At 72.0% G+C, this 22,693-nt stretch carries 18 protein-coding genes; 9 read left to right on the forward strand and 9 right to left on the reverse strand.

What is annotated here, in order from left to right:
- Positions 1-180 precede the first annotated feature (180 nt).
- Positions 181-798, forward strand: a complete 618-nt coding sequence (wrbA, locus tag ACWDVW_RS15730) for an NAD(P)H:quinone oxidoreductase (RefSeq protein ID WP_449948916.1) — start codon at positions 181-183, stop codon at positions 796-798.
- Positions 799-887: 89 nt separating this feature from the next.
- Here the strand turns inward: wrbA and ACWDVW_RS15735 are convergent, their stop codons facing one another.
- Positions 888-2,795: an anthranilate synthase family protein gene (locus tag ACWDVW_RS15735; protein ID WP_449948918.1), complete on the reverse strand. Its 1,908-nt coding sequence runs from the start codon at positions 2,793-2,795 to the stop codon at positions 888-890.
- Between the two features lie 253 nt (positions 2,796-3,048).
- Here ACWDVW_RS15735 and ACWDVW_RS15740 point away from each other — a divergent pair, with 253 nt between their 5' ends.
- From ACWDVW_RS15740 to ACWDVW_RS15750, 3 genes are all read left to right on the forward strand, one after another.
- The gene (locus ACWDVW_RS15740) at positions 3,049-4,434 is read left to right on the forward strand and encodes an FGGY family carbohydrate kinase (protein ID WP_449948921.1); all 1,386 of its coding nucleotides are present in this window, start codon (positions 3,049-3,051) and stop codon (positions 4,432-4,434) included.
- Positions 4,435-4,668: 234 nt separating this feature from the next.
- Positions 4,669-7,059 (forward strand): nitrate- and nitrite sensing domain-containing protein, encoded by a 2,391-nt coding sequence (locus ACWDVW_RS15745; protein ID WP_449948924.1) that lies wholly within the window; start codon positions 4,669-4,671, stop codon positions 7,057-7,059.
- A complete protein-coding gene (locus tag ACWDVW_RS15750) occupies positions 7,035-7,478 on the forward strand; it encodes a roadblock/LC7 domain-containing protein (RefSeq protein ID WP_449948927.1) in 444 nt (147 codons plus the stop codon). The genes ACWDVW_RS15745 and ACWDVW_RS15750 overlap by 25 nt, the downstream gene beginning before the upstream one ends.
- A 47-nt stretch (positions 7,479-7,525) precedes the next feature.
- Here the strand turns inward: ACWDVW_RS15750 and ACWDVW_RS15755 are convergent, their stop codons facing one another.
- Positions 7,526-8,761: an MFS transporter gene (locus ACWDVW_RS15755; protein WP_449948930.1), complete on the reverse strand. Its 1,236-nt coding sequence runs from the start codon at positions 8,759-8,761 to the stop codon at positions 7,526-7,528.
- Between the two features lie 141 nt (positions 8,762-8,902).
- A complete protein-coding gene (locus ACWDVW_RS15760) occupies positions 8,903-10,393 on the reverse strand; it encodes a GH1 family beta-glucosidase (RefSeq protein WP_449948933.1) in 1,491 nt (496 codons plus the stop codon).
- Positions 10,394-11,354: 961 nt separating this feature from the next.
- On the opposite strand from ACWDVW_RS15760, the gene ACWDVW_RS15765 reads away from it, so the two are divergent.
- Positions 11,355-14,258 (forward strand): glycoside hydrolase family 48 protein, encoded by a 2,904-nt coding sequence (locus tag ACWDVW_RS15765; RefSeq protein WP_449948936.1) that lies wholly within the window; start codon positions 11,355-11,357, stop codon positions 14,256-14,258.
- Between the two features lie 285 nt (positions 14,259-14,543).
- On the opposite strand, the gene ACWDVW_RS15770 is transcribed toward ACWDVW_RS15765, so the two are convergent.
- The gene (locus tag ACWDVW_RS15770; RefSeq protein WP_449948939.1) at positions 14,544-15,257 is read right to left on the reverse strand and encodes a DUF3159 domain-containing protein; all 714 of its coding nucleotides are present in this window, start codon (positions 15,255-15,257) and stop codon (positions 14,544-14,546) included.
- Positions 15,258-15,347: 90 nt separating this feature from the next.
- On the opposite strand from ACWDVW_RS15770, the gene ACWDVW_RS15775 reads away from it, so the two are divergent.
- Complete coding sequence (locus ACWDVW_RS15775; RefSeq protein ID WP_449948942.1) at positions 15,348-16,229, forward strand: phosphatase PAP2 family protein; 882 nt, start codon at positions 15,348-15,350, stop codon at positions 16,227-16,229.
- A 3-nt stretch (positions 16,230-16,232) separates the two neighbouring features.
- Positions 16,233-16,919, forward strand: a complete 687-nt coding sequence (locus ACWDVW_RS15780; RefSeq protein ID WP_449948945.1) for a maleylpyruvate isomerase N-terminal domain-containing protein — start codon at positions 16,233-16,235, stop codon at positions 16,917-16,919.
- A 96-nt stretch (positions 16,920-17,015) separates the two neighbouring features.
- Here the strand turns inward: ACWDVW_RS15780 and ACWDVW_RS15785 are convergent, their stop codons facing one another.
- The 5 genes from ACWDVW_RS15785 to ACWDVW_RS15805 form a co-directional block, all read right to left on the reverse strand.
- Positions 17,016-17,477 (reverse strand): hypothetical protein, encoded by a 462-nt coding sequence (locus ACWDVW_RS15785; RefSeq protein ID WP_449948948.1) that lies wholly within the window; start codon positions 17,475-17,477, stop codon positions 17,016-17,018.
- Positions 17,478-17,494: 17 nt separating this feature from the next.
- A complete protein-coding gene (locus ACWDVW_RS15790) occupies positions 17,495-17,668 on the reverse strand; it encodes a hypothetical protein (protein ID WP_449948951.1) in 174 nt (57 codons plus the stop codon).
- A 327-nt stretch (positions 17,669-17,995) separates the two neighbouring features.
- Positions 17,996-18,421 (reverse strand): DUF6210 family protein, encoded by a 426-nt coding sequence (locus ACWDVW_RS15795; RefSeq protein ID WP_449948954.1) that lies wholly within the window; start codon positions 18,419-18,421, stop codon positions 17,996-17,998.
- Between the two features lie 222 nt (positions 18,422-18,643).
- The gene (locus ACWDVW_RS15800; protein WP_449948957.1) at positions 18,644-19,507 is read right to left on the reverse strand and encodes a DUF1028 domain-containing protein; all 864 of its coding nucleotides are present in this window, start codon (positions 19,505-19,507) and stop codon (positions 18,644-18,646) included.
- A 55-nt stretch (positions 19,508-19,562) separates the two neighbouring features.
- Positions 19,563-20,888 carry a low temperature requirement protein A gene (locus ACWDVW_RS15805; protein WP_449948960.1) on the reverse strand — a complete coding sequence of 442 codons (1,326 nt, stop codon included), beginning with the start codon at positions 20,886-20,888 and terminating at the stop codon, positions 19,563-19,565.
- 24 nt (positions 20,889-20,912) lie between these two features.
- Here ACWDVW_RS15805 and ACWDVW_RS15810 point away from each other — a divergent pair, with 24 nt between their 5' ends.
- Together ACWDVW_RS15810 and ACWDVW_RS15815 are read left to right on the forward strand one after the other, a co-directional pair.
- Complete coding sequence (locus ACWDVW_RS15810; protein ID WP_449949003.1) at positions 20,913-21,896, forward strand: LLM class F420-dependent oxidoreductase; 984 nt, start codon at positions 20,913-20,915, stop codon at positions 21,894-21,896.
- Positions 21,893-22,693 carry an SDR family oxidoreductase gene (locus ACWDVW_RS15815; protein WP_449948962.1) on the forward strand — a complete coding sequence of 267 codons (801 nt, stop codon included), beginning with the start codon at positions 21,893-21,895 and terminating at the stop codon, positions 22,691-22,693. Before ACWDVW_RS15810 ends, ACWDVW_RS15815 begins: the two co-directional genes overlap by 4 nt.

The following is a 22,693-nucleotide window of genomic DNA, read 5'->3' on the forward strand; positions in this document are numbered from 1 at the left end:
CCTGATCGTCGGTCGACGCGGGGGTGTCGCGGGACGACCGGTGGACGGAACCGTGGTGTCCGTCGACCGGTGGACAGGGCGTCGACGGCGGGGTCGGTCGAGTCCGACGAATGTTTGCCGACGCAAGCATCGGGTAGTCGCGGAAGCTTACCGACGATCACGGCAGGAAGGACGTAGGCGATGGCGGCACAGGTCAAGGTGGCGGTGATCTACTACAGCGCGACCGGCATCACGTACCAGATGGCGCAGTCGGCCCGGGAGGCCGCCGAGCAGGCCGGTGCGGAGGTCCGGTTGCGTAAGGTGCGCGAGTTGGCCCCGGACGAGGCGATCCGGTCGAACTCGGGCTGGGAGGCGCACCGGCTGGAGACCCAGGACGTCGAGGAGGCGCAGCCGGACGACCTGAGCTGGGCCGATGTGGTGATCTTCGGTTCGCCGACCCGGTACGGTCTGATCGCCGCGCAGCTCAAGCAGTTCATCGACACCACCGGGCCGCTGTGGGCGCAGGGCGCGTTGGCCAACAAGGTGTACTCGGCGTTCACCTCGACGGCGACGCACCACGGTGGGCAGGAGTCGACGCTGCTGTCGCTGTTCCACGTCTTCTATCACTGGGGCGGGATCGTGGTCGCCCCCGGCTACACCGAGCCGAGCCAGTTCGTCTCCGGCAACCCGTACGGTGCGTCGCACACCAGCAACAACGGTGAGACCGCGCCGGATCACGTGGCGTTGGAGGCGACGGCGTTGACGGCCAAGCGGGCGGTGCACATCGGTGCGGCGCTCAAGCAGGGCCTGGCCGGCTGACAGCGGGACCGGCGGTCCGGGCGGGGGCTCTCATACCCGCCCGGACCGTCGGCCGTGAACACCGCTACCCCGGATCGGGCCGGCTATGCCTACCCGGTGGTGGACAACTCGCCGGCGGGTGCCGGCAGCAGCTCGGTGAGCAGTTCGGCCAGCACCGCGACCCCGTCCGGGCTGAGGACCGATTCGGGATGAAACTGCACCCCGGCGAAGCCCCGGCCGCGTAGCGCGTGCACCGCGCCGTCGACCTCGTCTCGGGCCACCTCGACCGGGCCGTACCGGCTGTCGAGGCGGTCGGTGTCGGCGTGGGCGGTGAAGGTGGCGTAGAAGCCGACCCGGCGAGACGTGCCGGCGAGCGTGACGGTGCGTTGCAGTCCCTGGTAGGGCGCGTCGCGGCGGATGACGGGCAGGCCGAGCAGGGCGGCGAGCAGTTGGTGGCCGAGGCAGACCGCCAGGGTGGGGTGCCCGGCGTCGAGCAGCTCGGTGAGCAGGTCCCGCAGTCGGCGCATCTTGGCGGTGTCGCCGGTGGGGTCGCCGGGGCCGGGGCCCACGACGACCAGGTCGTCGGCGCGGACCGGGCCGGTGGCGTGCCACGGTCGGACGGTCACCGTCAGGCCGAGGGCACCGAGTTGGTGGGCGAGCATGCCGGTGAAGGTGTCCTCGCCGTCGACGACGAGGGCTCGGCGGCCGGCCAGGGCGGGCAGGGCCAGGGCGCCGGTCGGTCGCTGGTCGAGCCAGAAGCGGGCCAGCGGGGCGTTGCGGGCGGCCAGCGCGGCGCGTACCTCGGGGTCGTCGGCCAGACGGCGGGGTGGCTGCGGTCCGGCCTGCGGTGCCTGTGGTCCGAGGCCGAGGGCGGCCAGCACCCCGGCGGCCTTGGCATGGGTCTCGGCGACCTCGGCGGCGGGTGTGGAGTGCCGGACCAGGGTCGCTCCGACCGGTACCCGCAGCTCACCGGTGGGGGAGAGTTCGGCGGTGCGGATCAGGATCGGGGCGTCGAGGGTCTGCCGGCCGTTGTCGTCGTGACCGAGCAGCGCGAGCACTCCGGCGTAGTAGCGGCGGCCGGTGCGTTCGTGGCGGGCGATGACCCGGCAGGCGTTCTCCATCGGGCTGCCGGTCACCGTGGGGGCGAACATCGTCTCCCGCAGCACCTCGCGGACGTCCCGGCTGCCGTGTCCGGCCAGCAGGTACTCGGTGTGCGCCAGGTGCGACATCTCCTTGAGGTACGGCCCGACGACCTGACCGCCGTGTTCGGCCACCGTGGCCATCATCTTCAGTTCCTCGTCGAGGACCATGTACAGCTCCTCGGTCTCCTTGGTGTCGGCGAGGAAGCGCAGCAGGGCGGCCCGGTCGGCGGTGGCGCCGGTGTGTCGGAAGGTGCCGCTGATCGGGTTCATCATGACCAGCCCGTCGTCGACGCTGACGTGCCGTTCCGGGCTGGCGCCGACCAGCGTGCGGGTGCCGGTGTGCACCACGAACGTCCAGTACGCGCCGCGTTCGCGGTGCAGCAGCGACCGGAGGGCGGCCAGCGCGGCGGTCACCGGCGCGCCCTGGACCTGGGCGTGCAGGGTGCGGTGGATGACGAAGTTGGCGCCCTCGCCGCGTCCGATCTCCTCGGTCAGCACCCGGGCGACGACGGCGGCGTAGGCGTCGTCGGTGACGTCGAAGGCGGCGCCGGTGGTGCGGACCGGCCCCTCGGGTAACGCGTCGAGGGCGTCGGCCAGCGGTACCCGGACGTGCTGCCCGATCCGCAGGTACTCCAACGGCACGTCGTCGTCCACGCAGGCGAAGCCGCGTTCGGTGATCTGCCGGAACGGCACCAGCGCCAGCGTGGCCGGGCCGGGGACGCCGGTGGGCAGCGGCAGGTCGGCCAGCCGCGTGGCGGTGTCCACCGTGCCGGTGAACAGGTCGAGGTAGGTGGCGTCGTCGCGGCGTACCAGGGCGAACGGGCCCGGGTCGGCGCCGTCGGCGAGCGCGGTGAGCAGGTCGGTCAGTGGGTTCATCGGTCTCTCCTGGGTCCGGGAGCCGCCGTCGCGGCGGCCCACGGGCCGGGAACCAGAACCGGCGGCCGCCTCGTCGGGCGGCCGCGTGGGTGACTACGCGTGCAGGAGGGCCGCCGGGTCGGCGGGCCACCAGCAGGACAGGCACGTAGGCATGCGCACACCCTACGCGCGGTCCGAGAGGTGGGGAAGCCGTTCGGCGGACTGGCGTGGGCGGTGACGCCGGGCGGCGACGTCAGCGGGTACGTTGACCGCGATGAACATTCTCGCGCTGGACTTGGGAACCTCCTCGGTGCGGGGGCTCGTGATGGACGCTGACATCCGTCCCCTTCCGGGTGCGTTGGCGCGGCGTAAGACCGTGCTCACGGTCGACGGTGACGGTGCCGGCACCCTGGACCCTCGGCAGTACCTGGCCTGCCTGATCGAGTGCCTCGACGAGCTGCACGACCACGGTCACCTGCGCGAGGTGGACCTGATCGCGGTCAGTGCCCAGTGGCACTCGGTGCTGCCGCTGGGCGTCGACGACGAACCACTCGGCCCGGTGCTCACCTGGCTGGACACCCGGCCCGAGCCGTCGTCGGCGCTGGGCGGGCCGGTCGATCCGGTCGACTACCACCAGCGCACCGGCACCTGGTGGCACCGCTGCTACTGGTCGGTGCGTCTGCCGTGGCTGCGGGAGCAGGCCGGCACCCGGGTGGGCCGCTTCACCGGCCTGGTCGAGTACGCGCTGGGACGGCTGCTCACCGACGCGCCGATGTCGATGTCGCAGGCCTCCGGCACCGGCCTGCTCGACCTGGGCACGCTGGACTGGGATCCCGAGGCGTGCACGCTGGCCGGCACCCGCGGCGAGGATCTGCCCGAGCTGGCCGCTCGGGACTGGCGGGGTCGGTTGCGCGGCGAGTACGCCCGCCGCTGGCCGGACCTGGCGCAGGCGTCCTGGACGGCCCCGGTCGGCGACGGTGCCGCCTCCAACGTCGGCTCCGGCTGCATCGACGACAGTCGGGCGGCGGTGACCGTCGGCACCTCCTCGGCGGTCCGGCTGTTGCAGCGGATGCCCGCACACGCTCCGCAGTCGCCGCTGCCGCAGCGGCTGTGGCGCTACCGCGTCGACCACGACCACGTCGTCACCGGGGCGGCGTACTCCTCGGGCGGGAACCTGTTCGCCTGGGCGGACCGGGTGCTGCGGCTGCCCACCGGCCCGGCGCTGGAGCAGGCCCTGGCGCTGCTGCCACCTGGCGAGGGCGTACCGGTCAACGTCGGTTTCGGCGGCGATCGTCCCCCGGGTGACCGGAGTGCCGGCTCCGGTGAGCTGCGTGGACTCGGCTTCGGCACCACCTCCGTGCAGATCCTGGCCGGGCTGATGCACGGCGTGTGCGAGCAGGTCGTGGACGACCTGGTGCGGCTGGAGTCGATGGTCGGCCGGCCCACCGACGTGGTCCTCGGTGGCGGCGCGATGGCCGCCTCGCCCTGGTGGCGCCGCACCTTCGCCCAGGTGCTCACTCCCCGTCGGGTCGACTTCGGACGTCACCCGGAGATCGGGGCCACCGGCGCGGCGCTCGTGGCGACCGGCCGGATCACCGATGCCGTGGTGGTGGCCGACATCAGCCGGACGGATGATCAAGCTCCGGCGACCCCGGCATAAGGTGGCGACCGGCGGTCTCGTCCTGAACCCCTCGTAAGGGCAGGACGTTGACACTGCTCGGGGGCCTGGTTGGATGGACCGCGCTCCCCGAGGTCACGGCGGGCGCGTGGGGAGGAGGACCCTGTGGGTGCAGCACATCAGACGCCCGAGGTGTCAGCGCATCGCCGACGGCGGTTCGACGTTCGGGTTGTGCCCCACCGGCGTCGTTCCGCGTTCCGGTTGCGGGACTGGCGGATGCGGACCAAACTCGCCGCCGTGCTGGTCATCCCGTCGGTGGCGTTCCTGGTCATGGCCGGGGTGCAGACCCAGAGCCTGGTCGGGCGGGCGAGCACGCTCGGCGACTTCGCCGCGCAGGTCACCGTCGGTGAGGAGATCACCTACCTGGTGCACATGCTGCAGCAGGAACGCGACCGGACCGCCGGTGAGCTGCCCGTGCTGCGCGCCAGCGCCGACGAGGCCGGCCGCGCCGCGATGCTGGGCTCGTTGCAGCAGTACCGGGATGCCACCGACGACGCGATGCGGGCGCTGCGGGAGGTGGCCGAGCCGGTGGCCGAGGCCGACCCGGCCTGGCGCGACACCTACTCGGTGGCGTCGCAGGCGGTGCAGCAGGTCGAGTACATCCGCGGTGTGATGGCGACCGTGGTGCTCAGCGACGACACCATCCTCGGCAACTACCACCGGGCCATCGAGGGGCTGCTGACCCTGCTCGCCCAACCGGCGCCGGGCAACGACCGCCCGGACCTGGCCGACGCGGTGCTGCGGTACGTGCAGTTCGCCCGAGCCAAGGACATGTCGGCGCGGGTCCGCGCGGAGGTGTACGCCACCGCGCGCGACAGCGGCTACAGCGCCGACAACGGGGCGCGGCTGGCGGAACTGCGGGCCCGCCAGCTGACCGCGCTGGGTGTGTTCCGGATCGCCGCCAGCAACGGGCAGGTGGCCCGCTACGACGAGATGACCGTGACCCCGCTCTTCGCCGCCACCAGCGAGCTGGAGGATCGGGCGATCGCCCAGATCGCGGCCGGTCGGTTGGTGCTGACCGGCGGGCAGTGGTGGGAGGCCAGCGACAACCGCCACGAGCTGCTGCGCCAGTACGAGGCCGAGGTGCTGGCCGAGGCGGTGCAACAGGCGCAGGCGGCCAGCACCACCCAGCTACGTCAGACACTGCTGCTGATCGGTGCGATCATCACGGTGCTGCTGGTGGCGGTGCTGATCTCGGTGCTGGTCGGCCGGTCGCTGGCCCGGTCGATCCGGCTGCTGCGTTCGCAGGCGCTGCGGATCGCCCAGGTCGAACTGCCCGAGGCGCTGTCCCGACTACGGTCGGTCTCCGGTGGCGTGCCGCCCATCGAGGTGTCCCCGGCGGTGGTCCGCTCGCTCGACGAGATCGGTGAGCTTGCCGAGGCGTTCGTCGCCGTGCACCGCAGCGCCGTCGGCGTGGCGGTCGAGCAGGCGAACATGCGACGCAACGTCAACGCGATGTTCGTCAACCTCGCGCGACGCAGTCAGGTGCTGGTCGAGCGGCAGTTGGAACTGCTCGACGACCTGGAGCGCGAGGAAGGCGACCCGGACCAGTTGGAGAACCTGTTCAAGCTGGATCACCTGGCCGCCCGCATGCGGCGTAACGACGAGAGCCTGCTGGTGCTGGCCGGCACCGAGTCGACCCGGCGGTGGAACCGGCCGATCGGGCTGGGCGCGGTGCTGCTGGCGGCCAGCGCGGAGATCGAGCAGTACCAGCGGGTACGGCACGAGGCCGTGGCGGACCTGTACGTGGTCGGGCACGCCGTCGGCGAACTGGTCCACCTGCTGGCCGAGCTGCTGGAGAACGCCACCGCCTTCTCCCGTCCCGACACCGTCGTGCAGGTCATGGCCCGGGTCGAGGGCCACGGCGCGGTCCTCGAGATCGCCGACCAGGGCATCGGCATGACCGAGACCGCGTTGGCCGAGGCCAACGCCGTCCTGGCCAGCCCACCGGCCGCCGACGTGGCGACGGTGGAGCGGATGGGTCTGTTCGTGGTCAGTCACCTGGCGGCCCGGCACGGCATCGAGGTGCGGCTGCACGGCGGTGTCGGTGGCCTGGTGGCCCGGATCCGACTGCCCGGCGCGCTGCTGGCCGCGGCACCGGCACCGAGCGTCGACCCGACGCCGGCGCCGCGGATCCCGGCCGGCATGACCGCCCACCAGGGCGGACGGCCCGGCCCGGTGGAGCTGCCGGTCGCCGGCCGTCGGCCGACCACCGTGCCCCGCCAGACCCATCCGGTACGTGCCGAGACCGTGCTCGCCCCGGCGGCGGCCGTCCCGGCCGGCGGCGGTGGCTGGTGGTCCCGGGAGGGACCGTCGGGGGCCGTGCCGACGACGGGGGTCGGGCAGCCGGCCCCGCCGACGGTGCCGGTGACCGCCGGCACCAATGCCCAGGGCCTGCCGATGCGGGTGCCGATGGCGCAACTGAGTTCGGTGACCCAGCCGGCCCGTCCGGAGCAGCAGCGGCCGGTCCGGCACGACCCCGACCCGGATGCGGTCGGCGGCATGTTGTCGAAGTTGTACAGCGGTGTGCGGCGGGCCGAGGCCGAGGAGACCATGCAGATTCCCGTGCAACCGTCAGGCGTATGGAACGAAGGGGGACCAAGGTGACCACCTTGTCGCAGCAGGCTCGGGATCTGAGCTGGCTGGTCAGCGCATTCGCGGATCGGGTGCCGGGAGTGGCACACGCGATCGTGGTGTCCTCCGACGGGCTGCTGGTGGCGATATCGGACAACCTGCCCCGGGACCACGCCGACAAACTCGCCGCCGTCACGTCGGGCCTGATGAGCATCACCGCCGGTGCCGCGCAGATGTTCGACGGTGACGTGGTCAAGCAGACCGTCGTCGAGATGGGCCGGGGCTACTTCCTGGTGATGCAGGTCCGCGACGGGTCGATCCTGGCCACCCTCGCCGCGGCGGACGCCGACATCGGCGTGGTCGGCTACGAGATGGCGCGGCTGGCCAAGCAGGCCGGGGACATGTTGACCCCGGCGCTGCGCGCCGAGTTGCAGCAGGCCCTGCCGCGCTGACCCGGTCTGGCCGGGGGACCTGACGTCCCGGATGCGGTGTCCTCGGCCTACCGCAGGCCGAGGGCGCCGGGGGTGCCGCGTCGGGAGGCGAGCCACCAGGCGACGGTGGCGGTGACGGCGATGACCCCGCTGAACACGAACGGTGCCTCGATGCCGGCGCTGGCGGCGAGCGCGCCGCCGGCCAGTGCGCCCAGCGCGGTGCAGCTGTAGGTGACCATGCGGGAGGCGGCGATCACCCGGCCGAGTAGGCCGCCGGGCACGAGTCGTTGCCGGACGGACAGGGCGGCCACGTTGAGCACGGCGAACGCCGCGCTGGTGGTGACCACCACGACCACGGCGGCGGCGCGGTGCGGGGTGACGGCCAGCAGCACCGGGACACCGGCGGTGACGGCCATCGACCAGGTGAGCACGTGGCGGTGGCGGAAGCGGGCGACCAGCCGGTCGGCGGCGAACGAGCCGATCAGGCCCCCGGCGGCGCCGGTGGCCAGCAGCAGGCCGAAGCCGAACGCGCCGAGGCCGAGGGCGTCGCGGGCGTAGAGCACGAAGATCGCGAACCAGGCGGTGTCGGCGGCGGCCACGGCGGCGGTGACCAACACCAGGGTACGCAGCATCGGCTGGCGGAGCAGCCACCGCAGGCCGGCCAGGATGCCGTCGCCCTCGGCGGTCGCCGTCTCGTCGGTGGTGGGCGCGCTGGTGGTCCGGTGGGCCAGGGTCAGCGGCAGGGAGAGCATGAGCATCACGGCCAGGGCGAGGGTGGCGCCGTTGACGGCGAAGGGGATGGCCGCGCCGACGACGAACAGCATTGCGCCCACCGGGGGACCGACGAACTCGTTGCCGACGATCTCCCCGGCCACGAGCCGCCCGTTGGCCTTCTCCAGGTGAGCGTCGGCGACGAGCCGAGGTACGGCGGTCTGGGCGGCGGTGTCGCGGAGGGTCTCGCCGATGCCGAGCAGGAACGCGGCGACGACGACCAGGGCGATGGTGGCCCCGCCCAGGGCCACTGCGGTGGCGAGGGTGGCCAGCACGACGACCCGGGCGGTGTCGGCGGCGACGAGCAGGGTACGGGCGCTGCGGCGGTCGGCGAGGGCACCGGCGAGCAGCCCGGAGACGAGCCAGGGCAGGAACTGAGCGGCGGCGACGGCGGCGACGGCCAGCGGGTCGTCGGTGAGTGCCGCGGCGAGTAGCGGGAACGCGGCGACGCGGATGCCGTCACCCAGGTTGGCCAGGGCGGCGGCGCTCCAGAACGTCCAGAACGGCCGCCCTAACGGGGCGCGATCGATCATGCGGCCGACCCTAGTGCAGGGTCGGTGGCCGGCGTGGTCCCGCGTCGCTGCCGCAACGGTGCGGGTCATGGCCGGAGGTGGGCGGTGAGCAGGGGTCCCCTGCTATGCACGAGGCGTTAGCAGGGGACCCCTCCTTACACCTCAGAGGGCGTTGTCGGCGATGACCTGGCGGTACCAGTGGGCGCTGCGCTTGAGGACGCGGCGCTGGGTGGCGTAGTCGACGTAGATCAGGCCCCAGCGCTGGTCGTAGCCCTCGGCCCACTCGAAGTTGTCGAGCAGCGACCAGACGTGGAAGCTCTCCAGCGGCACGCCGTCGGTGACGGCGCGGTGGGCGGCGGCGAGGTGGTCGCGCAGGAAGGTGACCCGGCCGGTGTCCTCGACGGTGCCGTCGGCGGCGAGTACGTCGGGGGTGGGCAGGCCGTTCTCGGTCACGGTGAGCGGGATGGGGCCGTAGTCGCGGGTGACCCGGGTCAGGATGTCGTACATGCCGTCGGGGTAGATCTGCTGCCACTCCGCTTCGGAGGTGGGCCAGCGGCTGACGGTGCCGCCGTTGGCGGTGACGTAGATCGGGGTGTAGTACTGCACGGCGAGCAGGTCGATGGGGGAGGAGATGATCTCCAGGTCGCCGTCGCGGATGCCGCGCACCATGCGGCTGTCCGGTCCGAGGTCGGCCAGGACGTCCTCCGGGTAGCTGCCCTTGAGGGCGGAGTCGAGGTAGAGGCGGTTCTCGTAGCCGTCGTAGAGGCGGGCGGCCTCGGCGGCGGCGGGGGAGTCGTCGGCGGGGTAGCAGGGGTGCAGGTTGAAGGCCGGGCCGATGCGGCCGGTGCTGCTGGTCTCGCGGAGTGCGCGGACCGCGAGGCCGTGGGCCAGCTGCAGGTGGTGGGCGACCAGGTAGGCGGCGTCGGGGTCGCGCAGGCCGGGGGCGTGGTGGCCGGTGAGGTAGCCGTTCTGCACCACGGTCTTGGGTTCGTTGATGGTCAGCCAGACCGGGACGCGGTCGCCGAGGGCGTCGAAGAGGATGGCGGCGTAGTCGGCGAAGCGCTGGGCGACGTCGCGGGACTCCCATCCGCCGGTGTTCTGCAGGGACTGGGGCAGGTCCCAGTGGAACAGGGTGGCCATCGGAGAGATGCCCCGGTCGTGCAGGCCGTCGACGAGGCGGCGATAGAAGTCGAGGCCGCGTTGGTTGGCGGGGCCGGTGCCGTCGGGCTGGATGCGCGGCCAGGAGATGGAGAACCGGTAGCTGCGCAGCCCCAGGTCGCGCATCAGATCGAGGTCGTCGGCGTAGCGGTGGTAGTGGTCGGCGGCGACGTCTCCGGTGTCGCCGTTGCGGATGCGCCCGGGTGCGTGGCTGAAGGTGTCCCAGACCGATTCGCCACGGCCGTCTTCCTTGGCGGCGCCCTCGATCTGGTAGGCGGAGGTGGCCGCGCCCCAGCCGAAGTTCTGTGGGAAGGGCAGCCGGACCGCTGGGCTGGTGTCCGGTGCGGTGCGGTCGGTGTCGCCGGGCTGGCAGCCGGCGAGGGTCGCGGCGCCGGCGGCCGCGGCGGTGGTGCCGATGGCGGCGCCGGCGGGGGTGACGGCCGTGGCCGAGAGCGCCGCGTGGCGCAGCAGGTCGCGCCGGGTGAGTATCGACATGAGTTCTCCTCGTGGATGGTTGACCGCCTGAGCCCTCGGGAGCGCTCCCAATACAGGGTAAAGGGTGGGCGGTGCTCGCCAAGGGCCGGATCGTCGCAGGTCGGGGCTGCCTTGGCGGCGGGGACGGCTGGGGGTGGGAAAGATGGCGCTGCCGGTCGGGCATCGGGTCGGCGGGACCGGGGTGCGCTGAGCTCCGCAGGGCGCGGACCGGGGTGGCGCGCCCGGGGCGGTCGGCGGGCGTCGCACGGTCGGCGGGCGGGTCGACTGCCGTTGCGGGGCGCGCGTGTGACGCGCGTCTGACCCGTCGGCCTCTTTTCCCATCGTGAACGGGGGTTTAGTGTGGGGACGGGGGAGGGCAACCCCCGTCCCCACTGTGTTGCGGTACACGCACGGGCGGATTTGGCGTCCCAGTCGTGCGTGTCGCGCGGGAGCCGGGCCACGCGAGTGGCTTGAGGTCCACCTCCCTCCACTGTGGTGGGGCGGCGGCTGACGGCGGTGTCCGGGCTGGCCCGCCGTCGGCCTCTGGTCTACTCCCCGGCGCTGTGGGCACAGCCCCGGGTGATCTTCTTTTTGGAACCTTGTCGATGGAAGCGCTCCCATCGACGTTGCTGCGACTGTAACGCCCGTCACGGCTTTGTGAAAGCCCCAAAACGAGATCGAAACAAGCCGGTGTTTCCGGAAGTTCCTGTGCTGGATCTGGGAGCGCTTCCATGGCAGACTGTCGATCGACCGCGTGGAGCCAGATACGCGTGAGTGCAGGTTGCCGAGGGCAGCCCGGCTTGTCCGGTACGGCGTCCTGATCGCAGCGGGGAGCAGCAGTCGTGCGACGGCGCCCCCGCCGCTCCCGGCCTCGTGCCGACAGAGAGACCACCATCCACTTGGCGCCTCGCGGACACCCTGTCGGCGTGGCGTCGCGCCGGGGCGGCACCGTCCCCGGCCTGTCCGAGGAGACACCGCGCAGATGAAGAATCTGGCAAGACGTCGGCGCATGGCGTGGCTCGCCGCCGCGGCGCTGGCGATCGGCGGGGTGACCGTCCCCGCTGCCGCCGCACAGGCCGCACCGGCCTGCGACGTGGTCTACGCGACGAACGACTGGAGCAACGGCTTCACCGCCAACGTCACCGTCAAGAATCTGGGTGACCCGATCACCGGCTGGACGCTGAAGTTCGCCTTCCCCGGCAACCAGCGCGTCACCCAGGGCTGGTCGGCCCGGTGGACCCAGAGCGGCAACGAGGTCACCGCCGTCAACGAGTCGTACAACGGCAACCTGGCCACCGGCGCCAGCACCACCATCGGCTTCAACGGCTCCTACAGCGGCAGCAACCCCAAGCCGACGTCCTTCTCGGTCAACGGGGTCACCTGCGGCGGCGTGCCGCAGCAGCCGCCGACGGTGAGCCTGTCGGTGCCCGCCGGCCCGTTCGTGGCCCCGGCCGACGTGCCGCTGACCGCCACGGCCAGCGACGCCGACGGCACCATCACCAAGGTCGAGTTCTACCGCAACGGGTTGCTGGTCAACACCGACACCACCGCCCCGTACGCGTACACGCTGGAGGACCTGCCGGCCGGTGCGTACACGGTGCAGGCGCGGGCGTACGACAACGCCAACCTCTCGGCGGTGGCCGAGCGGACCTTCACCGTCACCGCGGCCACCGGGCCGGCGCTGGTCGCCACCCCGTCCTCGGTCAGCGTGCCGGAGGGCGGCACCTCGACGTTCAACCTCAAGTTGGACCGGGCACCCACCTCGAACGTCGCGGTCAGCCTGGCCCGCACCGGTGACTCGGACATCAGCGTCACCCCGTCCACGCTCACGCTGACCCCGAGCAACTGGAGCACCGGCGTCACCGTGACCGTCGCGGCGGCGGAGGACGCCGACACCGTCGGCGGCACCGCCACCATCACCGCCTCGGCCACCGGCTACGCGCCACTGGCGATCACCGTCACCGAGATCGACAACGACGTGCCCGGCGGCGGCGACGGCGAGTACGTGGAGCGGTTCCTCGCCCAGTACGGCAAGATCAAGAACTCGGGCTACTTCAGCCCTGAGGGCGTGCCGTACCACTCGATCGAGACGCTGATCGTCGAGGCGCCGGACCACGGCCACCAGACCACCTCCGAGGCGTTCAGCTTCTGGCTGTGGCTGGAGGCCTACTACGGGCGGGTGACCCAGAACTGGGCGCCGTTCAACAACGCCTGGACCGTGATGGAGAAGTACATCATCCCGTCCTCGGCCGACCAGCCGACCGCCGGCGCCGCCGGTGACGCCAGCTACGCCGCCGAGCACGACCTGCCCAACCAGTACCCGTCGCAGTTGGACACGTCGGTCCCGGTGGGCCGCGACCCGCTGCGCTCGGAACTGCAGCAGACCTACGGCACCGGCGACATCTACGGCATGCACTGGCTGCTCGACGTCGACAACACCTACGGCTTCGGGCGCTGCGGCAACGGCACCACCCGGCCGGCCTACATCAACACCTTCCAGCGTGGCACCCAGGAGTCGGTCTGGGAGACCGTGCCGCAGCCGTCCTGCGACACGTTCCGCCACGGCGGCCAGTACGGCTACCTCGACCTGTTCGTCAAGGAGGCCAACGCACCGGCGCGGCAGTGGAAGTACACCAACGCCCCGGACGCCGACGCCCGTGCCGTGCAGGCCGCCTACTGGGCGCTGACCTGGGCCAAGGAGCAGAACAAGCAGGCCGACGTGGCGGCCACCGTGACCAAGGCCGCCAAGATGGGCGACTACCTGCGGTACGCCATGTTCGACAAGTACTTCAAGCGGATCGGCAACTGCGTCGGTGCCAGCCAGTGCCCCGCCGGTAGCGGCCGCGACTCCGCGCACTACCTGCTGTCCTGGTACTACGCCTGGGGCGGCGCGTACGACGCCGGCCAGAACTGGTCGTGGCGCATCGGTTCCAGCCACAGCCACTTCGGCTACCAGAACCCGTTCGCGGCGTGGGCGCTGACCAACGTCAACGAACTCAAGCCGCGCTCGTCCACGGCGGCGGCGGACTGGACCAACAGCCTCAACCGGCAGCTGGAGTTCTACACCTGGCTCCAGTCGGCCGAGGGTGGCATCGCCGGTGGCGCGACCAACAGCTGGGGCGGGCACTACGGCACGCCGCCGGCCGGGACGTCCACCTTCTACGGCATGTTCTACGACGAGGACCCGGTCTACAACGACCCGCCGTCGAACCAGTGGTTCGGCATGCAGGTCTGGTCGATGCAGCGCATCGCCGAGCTGTACCTGGTCAGCGGCAACGCCAAGGCCAAGGCGCTGCTGGACAAGTGGGTGCCGTGGGCGATCGCCAACACCACGGTGGGCACCAACTGGTCGATCCCGTCGGACATGCGCTGGACCGGACAGCCGACCACCTGGAACCCGAACAACCCGCAGCCGAACACCAACCTGCACGTCGAGGTGACGGTCAAGGGCCAGGACGTCGGCGTCGCCGCCGCCTACGCCCGTACGCTGATCGCGTACGCAGCGAAGTCGGGTAACGCCGCGGCGAAGACCACCGCCAAGGGGCTGCTGGACGCCCTGCACGCCAACAGCGACGCGCAGGGTGTCTCGACGGTGGAGAAGCGGGGCGACTACCGCCGCTTCGACGACGTCTACAACGCCTCCACCGGGCAGGGCCTCTACATCCCGCAGGGATGGACCGGCCGGATGCCCAACGGCGACGTCATCGCCCCGGGCAAGAGCTTCCTGGACATCCGGTCGTTCTACAAGAACGACCCGGCATGGCCCAAGGTCCAGGCCTACCTCGACGGTGGGCCGGAGCCGGAGTTCCGCTACCACCGGTTCTGGGCACAGGCGGACGTCGCCATGGCGTACGCCGACTACGGGAAGTTGTTCCCCAACGGCTGACCGAGACTCCTCCGGGTGGGCGGTGACCCACCCGGAGGCTTCGGCCGGGCCTCGGGGGTAGAGGCAGGTACCGGCCGAATGACGGCCTGACACCCACGGTCAGGCCGGGGTGGGTCGGCCCCTCTGGCCGACGCAGCGGAGCGGGTCGACCCACCCCACCGCCCCGATTCCGGGGGCGGGTACGCAGATCGCGGAAAAAAGTGACCGCCCCGGGATCACAACCCGGCCCGGGACGGAGTAACGTACATCACCGGAGAGGCCGCTCCCCCCGTGGCGGCCTCTCCCTTATTGTGCGGGCTCTTTACCGTCCGCCCCCACAGCGGCCTCCGCGCCCGCCTCCGGCACCACCGGGTGCCGCAGCCCCGGATGACCGGCCGGCAGCGACCGGCGGATCACCGCCCAACTCACCGCCAACGCCGCAGCCACCAACGGCCACGTCATCCCCACCCGGGCCGCCGCCAGACCCAACACCTGCCCGCTCAGATACAGCGGCACGAACACCGCCAGCCGCAACACGTAGGTCGCCGTCCAGACCCAACTGGCCCGCCCGTACGCCCGCAACAACGCCGGATCACGCCGCCACCGCCCCCGCTGACCCAACGCCGTACCCACCACCACACCCAGCAGCGGCCACCGCAGCACGATGCTGGCCGCCCACGCCAGGGCACTGGCACCGTTGGCCAGCAACTGCACGAGGAAGAAATCCTCGGCCCGCCCGGTACGCACCACCACCAGCGCGGCCACACAGACCGCCAACAACCCGATCACCACCGACCGGGGCCGATCCCCGCGCCGCAGCCGCCACCCGGCCACCACCGCCCCGGTCACCAGCGCCGCCGCCACCCCCACGCGCACCGACTGGCCGGCCACCAGCCACCCCAGCGTGAAGGCCACCGGAGGCACCGTGGCGTCGATCGCCCCCTGCCGCCCACCGAGCAGATCGGCCAGCGACTCCGGCCGCTGCACCGCCGCCGGGTCGCGTTCCGACGTACCGGTCACCCTCGCCTCCTTCACCTGCGCCCCAACCTATCCCCGCGACATCGGCGGGCCACCGGTCATCCGGCCCCACCGTGCCGCTAAGTTGTCCGGGTGCGCGTGACGCCCCGGGGTGGGACTGCGGTCTGGCTCGTCGTCCTGGCCCTCATCCAGGTGGCGGCCTTCATCGCCGTGTGGCGCCTGGCCCTCTACACCGGGCTCGGCCAATGGATCGACACCGTGGCCCTGACCGGCAACCGGATCGGCCGCGACCACATCCAGGAACCCGTCGACCACATCCTCAACGCCATGTCCGTGGTGTCCCTGCTCGCGGTCACCATCACCATCGGGTTCATCGCCCTCATCCGCGGCCGGATCGCCCTCGCCGTCGCCGCCACCGCGCTGATCGCCGGCGCCAACGTCACCACCCAACTGCTCAAGTACGGCCTGGCTCGCCCCGACTACGGCATCGACCCCGAACGCGCGTTCGTCGGCAACAGCCTGCCCAGCGGCCACACCACCGTCGCCGCCTCCGTGGCCGTCGCCCTGGTGCTGGTGCTGCCACCCCGGGTCCGCGCCCTCGGCGCGGTCATCGGCGCCACCTACGCCGCCGCCGCCGGAGTCGCCACCCTGTCGGCCGGCTGGCACCGCCCCAGCGACGCCGTCGCGGCGTACCTCGTCGTCGGCGTCTGGGCGGCCCTGGCCGGACTCCTGCTGCTGGTCACCCAACGCGAACAGGCCGAGGTGGAACCAGGCGACGCGCACCGGCTCACCGCCACCCTGCTCGGCGTCGGCGGCCTCCTGGTGATCGCCGGCTGCGCCCTGGCCCTCTGGTGGCTCATCGGCGTGCGCGGCACACCCCCGCAGGCACTCGGCCGCCGCCCCCTGTTCCTCGGGTACGCCGGCAGCGCCGCCGGCATCGTCGGCACCATGGGGGTCGTGATGGCACTGGTACTCGCCTCCGTGCACCGCATCGTCCCCCGCCACCAGGGCTGACCCGTGTCCACTGACTCGTTCGAGCCGGTCCGTGACGCCTTCGCCGCCGAGTGCACCCGGCTGGGCGAGGTGCTGACCACCCTCGACGACGCGGACCTGGCCCGCCCCACCGACTGCCCGCCCTGGAACCTGGCGCAGTTGCTGGCCCACGTCCACACCGGCGTCGGCCGCCTGGCCGACATGCTCGCCGACCCGGCACCCGCCCAGGCGCGGGTCGACGCCGCCGAGTACTTCGGCGCGGCCAAGTTCACCCCGCAGGTCGACGCCGACCGGATCGCCTCCGCGCAAGCCTCGGGAGACCTCGACAGCGCGCGTCGAGTGGCCGCCGAGTTCGACCGCGCCTGGCGGGCCACGGTGGCGGCCGTCGACGCGTACCCGCCGGACCGGGTGGTGCGCACCCGGCACGGTGACGCGATGACGGTGACCGAGTTCCTGCGTACCCGGGTGCTGGAAGTCGGGGTACACGGCCTGGACCTGGCCGCCGCCCTGGACCAACCGACCTGGCTGACCCCCGCCGCCGGGCGGGTGATCGCCGACCTGCTCACCGGTGGGCGGGACGTACCGGCGGAGCTGGGCTGGGATCGGCTGACCCTGATCGCCAAGGCCACCGGCCGCAGCCCGCGCAGCGCCGCCGAACAGGCACTGCTCGACAGCGCAGGGCTGCGGCTGCTCTCCTTCGGCCGGAGTTAGGTAGATTCAATCTACGTAGATTGAATCTACCTAGACTCTGTCTACATAGATGGCGGGTGGTCGTCTCCGGTCCGTATCAAGGCGCGAGGTGCTGAGTCAGCCGGCGGTAATCGTCGCTGCTCCGGGGGCCCAGCGAGTCAACCACTGCACGAAGGCAGCCGGGTCTCGCAGCTCAAGGTCACCGTCGGATTCCCATCTCAGCCAGTCGGGGCGGAGATATCCGATCACCGCCAACCGCACATCGTCGGGTCCGAGCAGTTCGAGCCAGAGATCAGGCCACTGCATCCAGTCCATGACCTCGGTGTCGGGCCGTAGTGCCAGTGCCGTCCCCAGTTGAGCCAGCGCCTCTGCGTCACGCAGGTCGGCGAGGACGGGACGACGACCACTCCGTTTGCGATGCGGTTCACCCGGCCCGGCCGAGTCGAAGATGCGCACCCAGGTGGTCCTCTCGAACGTCTCGGCCACCTCAGCAAGTAGATCGCTGGTCACGCTCGCCATTCTTGTCGCGCAGTGGCGCGAGAGCCGGAAGGAATAGACGAACTGCCGAATGGTCAGCACGGCCTCCCGCCAAAGCGTTACTCGGGGATGAGGTTGATCGGCAGGTCTCCGTCGCCGTACCGGTCCTTGCGGGTGAGGATCGAGGCGTCATGGTCGAAGCTGGCCAGGACGGTGGGGGCGAGGTCGATCCGGCCGGTGAACGTGCGCCAGTAACTCAGCTCCTGCCAGGAACCACCGGAGGTCGGCAGCACAACGCACGCGTCGAGGGCCAGGAGTCGGCGGAGCGCGGCACGGTCGTTTCGAGTCGTCGACGCGGCGAATGCCTCCGCTGCGGTGACGGCGTGACACCGAACCGGTTGCGATCCTCGATCACCTCGTGCAGCGGCTCGCCGACGTGCACCGAGCCGGCGACGTGGGCCAACAGTGCGGAACGGTCCAGGAGCAGCCGGACCAGCCGGTCGTCGTCGGGCGTCACGGCCGGCTGCCGGCCGGACCCGGCGCTCTCGTCCTATTCCGAAGCGGCGAAGGGCGGGGCGCCGGTCTCTGGCAGGGCCTGTGTTGCAGTCGGTGAGCGCTGTTCAATCCGAGTTGAGCCAGACGAGCACACCAGGGCCGTCCGGAGTGATCACCGGCAGCCATGCCTCGTCCGCCTCGCGGATCCGGCTCTCGTCCAGCCGCAGGGCGTGCGGCTTCTCGCTGTGTCCATCACATGCCCAGTAAGAGATGCCGCCGATGATCTGGCGGAGTCTGTTCCGCTCCTCGTCCGGCCACGAGTAGTTTCCCGTGCCAGCCCCACGGAAGTCCTTCTCGAACAACTGGCGAAGTGCGTCCAGAGCGTCGGCGCTTGCCACCGGAACGAGGAAGCCCTGTACCTGCCCCTGTCGGCACGCTGTACCGCCGTACTGATGCTGGTAGAACACGCCAGTCCGGGCCTCCACGACTGCATAGAGCCACCCGCCGGCCATGCCGTCGGGGTCCAGGAAGACGAAGTGCCGTCTGCTCATGGTGCCAGTCTTCCTGGCAACCGGTCGTATACCGAACGAGATTCCGACCAGGCGGAAACGAAACCAGGGTGGTGTCCCAGACAGCCTGGCCAATCAAGATCACGCTCGATTCACGATCGAGTGGTTCCCATCGCGCCAGGAGACCACTCGATCCTGGATCGAGCGTGATCATCTGTATGGACACCCCTTAACAACCAAAAGGCACGAACGAGCGAGGCGCGGTCAGGCGGGGGAGCGGGGTGCCGGGACGTGCGGGACGGCGGTACGCAGGTGGGCCAGGACGACCGGGTCGATGCGGCCGGGCACCAGTCGTTCCTCCAGGTTCTCCATCCCGGCCCAGGCGACCAGGGCGTCCTCCGGCTCGGTCGGGTCGGCCGGGTGCCCGAGGGCGGTGAGGAGTCCGGCCACCTCGGCGGCGAGGGCGCCGGCCAAGGTGAGCAGGGTGGCCGGGTCGGGGCGGCTGAACATGCGGGTGTGCAGCGCGAGCAGGCGTTCCAGTTCGGTGATCGGGTCGGGGTGGTCGTCGACGCGCAGGTCGATGGCGACGTCGCCGGTGCCGGCGTACCCGCTGCCTTCTCGGACGACGAGCAGGGCGGCGCTCTGCTGGCCGCGGCGGTCGCCGCCGGCGGTCTGGCCGGCGCGTAGCGCGGCGACCAGGCGTTGCGCGAAGGGTAGGTCGGTGCCGGTGAGCCAGGTGTCGCGTAGGGCGTCGATGACCTCGGGGCCGGTGAGGATGTTGCCCTGGGCGGCCCAGCCGTCGCCGGTCTGGCCGCCGGCCCAGTCGCGGCAGTGCGGGCCGGTCCAGGTGGCGCCGGGGCCGGTGGCGGCGACCACGCCGAGTTGCCGGTGGTCGCGTTCCGGGTCGGCGGCGACCAGGCCGGCGACGACGTGGGCGGCGGGTACGCCGGTGCGTAGCAGGGCCAGTCCCTGGGGGCGGTAGGCGAGGTTCACGTGTGCCTGGGTGGCGATCGCGCCGAGGTCGGCCTCGGCGGCCGGGACGAGTGCTCCGGCGGCCAGGAAGCGGCTGGCCACGACGATGCCGTGCGTGCGGCCGTCGGTGGAGCGGGCGACGAGCGAGAAGGTCACGACAGCCAGGTTAGCGCTGGTCAGGGCCGTGTTGCCGGTGCCGGACGCCGGGGTGTCAGAAGGGCGGGGCGGCCGGTTCGGGTGCCTTGTTGCGGGCGCGCAGGGAATCGGTGAGCGCGACCACGCCGAGCACCACGAGGACCAGCACCTGCGAGTAGACCGGTGGGTGGTGGGTGGCGATCGGTACGGCGGCGGTCAGCAGCAGCGCGGAGATCCAGCGGGGTGCGGAGACGCGGTGGAACACCTCGTACTCGAAGCGGGCCCGGCCGAGCAGGAACACCACCGGACCGCCGAGGATCATGACGATCCAGGCGGGTTCGGGGTGGTAGAGCGGGTGTTGGATGGCCAGTTCGTAGCCGACGGCGGTGGCGGTGAGCCCGATCACCATGACCAGGTGGGTGTCGGCGGCGGACCGGCCGATGCCGGCCGGTTGCCGGGCGCGGGCGACGGCCTCGCCGAGGATCTGACCGGCGCGCTGCACGTAGATGCGCCACAGCAGGATGGAGGTGGCCAGTGCCAGCGCGAACGCCAGGGTCTGTGACGGTGGGTAGGGGCCGTCGCTGTAGGAGAAACCGGCGACCAGCACGGTCTCGCCGAGGGCGATGAGGAAGAACTGTTGGTAGCGCTCGGCGAGGTGTTCGCTGGAGATGTCCCAGCGGGAGACCGTGGAGCGGCCCAGCCCGGGTACCGGGTAGCCGTACCGGCCGAGGACGTACTCCAGGCCCAGCGCGCTGGTCCAGAGGATCACCCGCAGGTTCACCGGCAGTGTCGCGCCGACGATCCACAGCACGCCGGAGGCGGTGAAGGTGATCGCGGTGCGGGCCTTCAGGGCCCGTTCGGGGGTGCCGTACGCGAGCAGGATCAGCGGGCGGGCGACCTGCGCCACCACGTACGCGACCGCGAAGGCCAGCCCGGTTGCGGTGATCGCCTGGGGGATCGCCACGCCCATCACCATGCTGCAGACCAGGGCGATCATGACGATCAGCTGCACCCCGCCGTGGTACGGGTCGTAGCGGCTGGTCGCCCAGGCGGTGTTCTGCCACAGCGCCCAGAGCGCGAGCAGCAACAGCAGTGTCTTCAGCCCGCCGGTCACCGGCGTCCACCCGGAGGCCCCGCCGGGTTCCAGCGCCAGGTCCTCGAACGAGCGGGCGGAGATGCGGGTGAGCGCGAACACGAAGACGAGGTCGAAGAAGAGTTCCAGGAACGTGGCCCGGCCCGGCTGGGACACCGGCGCCAGCCGACCGGCGAAACGCGTCACGGTCGGCCGCCCCGTACGCCGGTCCAGCTCATCCTGCTGTCGTAGCACCGTGCGAGGCAGCTCAGCGGGGTATTCCGGGAAGCCGACCAGATCTTGCTCGGCGGGTGCGGCAGCGGGCACCATCGACCGATGACGACGCGATGGGCAATGACGGTGCCGTTGGGCGCGATCCCGCTCGCCGACCACGCCGCGATGTACGCGGCCCTGGCCGACGCCGGTTTCACCGACGTGTGGTCCGCCGAGGTCAACGGCGCCGACGCGTTCACCCCACTGGCCCTCGCCGCAGCGTGGCAGCCCCGCCTGCGGCTGGGCACCGCGATCGCGCCGGTGTTCACCCGGGGGCCGGGCCTGCTGGCGATGAGCGCCGCCGCGCTCGCCGACGTCGCTCCCGGCCGGTTCGCCCTCGGCATCGGCGCGTCGTCGCCGGTGGTGGTCACCGACTGGAACGCGGTGGAGTTCACCGAGCCGCTGCGGCGGACCCGGGACGTGCTGGCGTTCCTGCGGGCCGCGTTGCGCGGGGAGACCGTCGACGGGGACTTCGACACCTTCGCGGTCCGCCGGTTCACGCTGGAACGGCCGCCGCTGGTGCCGCCGCCGCTGCTGCTGGCCGCGCTGCGCCCGGGCATGTTGCGGCTGGCCGCCGCCGAGGCCGACGGGGTGATCCTGAACTGGCTGGCCGCCACCGACGTGCCCCGGGCGGTGGCCGAGTTGGGCGAGCGGCGCCCGCAGTTCGACGTGGTCGCGCGGATCTTCGTCTGCCCGACCGAGGACGTCGACTACGCCCGCGCCCTGGGGCGGCGGATGATCACCAGCTATCTGACCGTGCCCGCGTACGCGGCGTTTCACCGCTGGCTCGGCCGCGAGGAGGCGTTGGAGGGCATGTGGCGGGCCTGGGCGGCCGGGGACCGGCGTGGCGCGCTGGCGGCGGTGCCGGACGAGGTGGTCGACGCGTTGATCGTGCACGGCTCACCCGAGCGGTGCCGGGCCCAGGTGCGCCGCTACACCGAGGCCGGGGTGGACGTACCGGTGCTGGCCCTGCTGCCCACGCCGGAGGTGCCCGCCGGGGACCCGGCGGCGCTGGCCACGCTGGTGGCCCGGCTCGGCCCCGACGCGGGTGCGGAGGCGGCGTGAACCTCACCGACCGGGTCGCGGTGATCACCGGCGCGGCCGGGGGGATCGGGGCGGCGTTGGCCCGCCGCTTCGCCGCCGAGGGCGCCGCCGCGCTGGTGCTGGCCGACGTCGATGGGGCCGCCGCCGACACCGTCGCGGCGTCGGTCGGTCCGCAGGCGTACGCGGTGACCGTCGATGTCACCGACGAGGATCAGGTGCGGGCCCTGGTCGCCGACGTGCAGGGCCGCCACGGCCGCATCGACGTGTTCTGCGCCAACGCCGGGGTGACCACCGGCGGGGGAGTGGAGGTCGACACCGCCGTCTGGGAGCGGGCCTGGCAGGTCAACGTGCTCGCGCATGTCTACGCGGCCCGGGCGGTGCTGCCGGCGATGGTGGCCCGGGGCAGCGGCTACCTGCTGCACACCTGCTCGGCGGCGGGGCTGCTGACGGCGGTCGGCGACGCACCGTACTCGGTGACCAAGCACGCCGCCGTCGGGTTCGCCGAGTGGCTCTCGGTGACCTACCGCGACCAGGGCATCCGGGTCAGTGCTCTGTGCCCGCAGGGCGTGGACACGCCGATGTTGGCCGACGGGCTGGCCGCCGGGCATCTGGGCGCCCGGGTGACGGCGGCCTCCGGTGTGGTGCTCAGCCCGGACGACGTGGCTGCGGCGGCGGTGGCCGGGATGGCCGAGGAGCGGTTCCTGATCCTGCCGCACCCCGAGGTGGCCGACTACGCCCGCCGTCGCGCCGAGGACCCCGACGGATGGCAGTCCGGGCTGCGCAAACTGGTGCGTCGGCTGCGGGCCGCCGACCGGTAG

It is taken from the genome of Micromonospora sp. NPDC003241 (assembly GCF_053589795.1).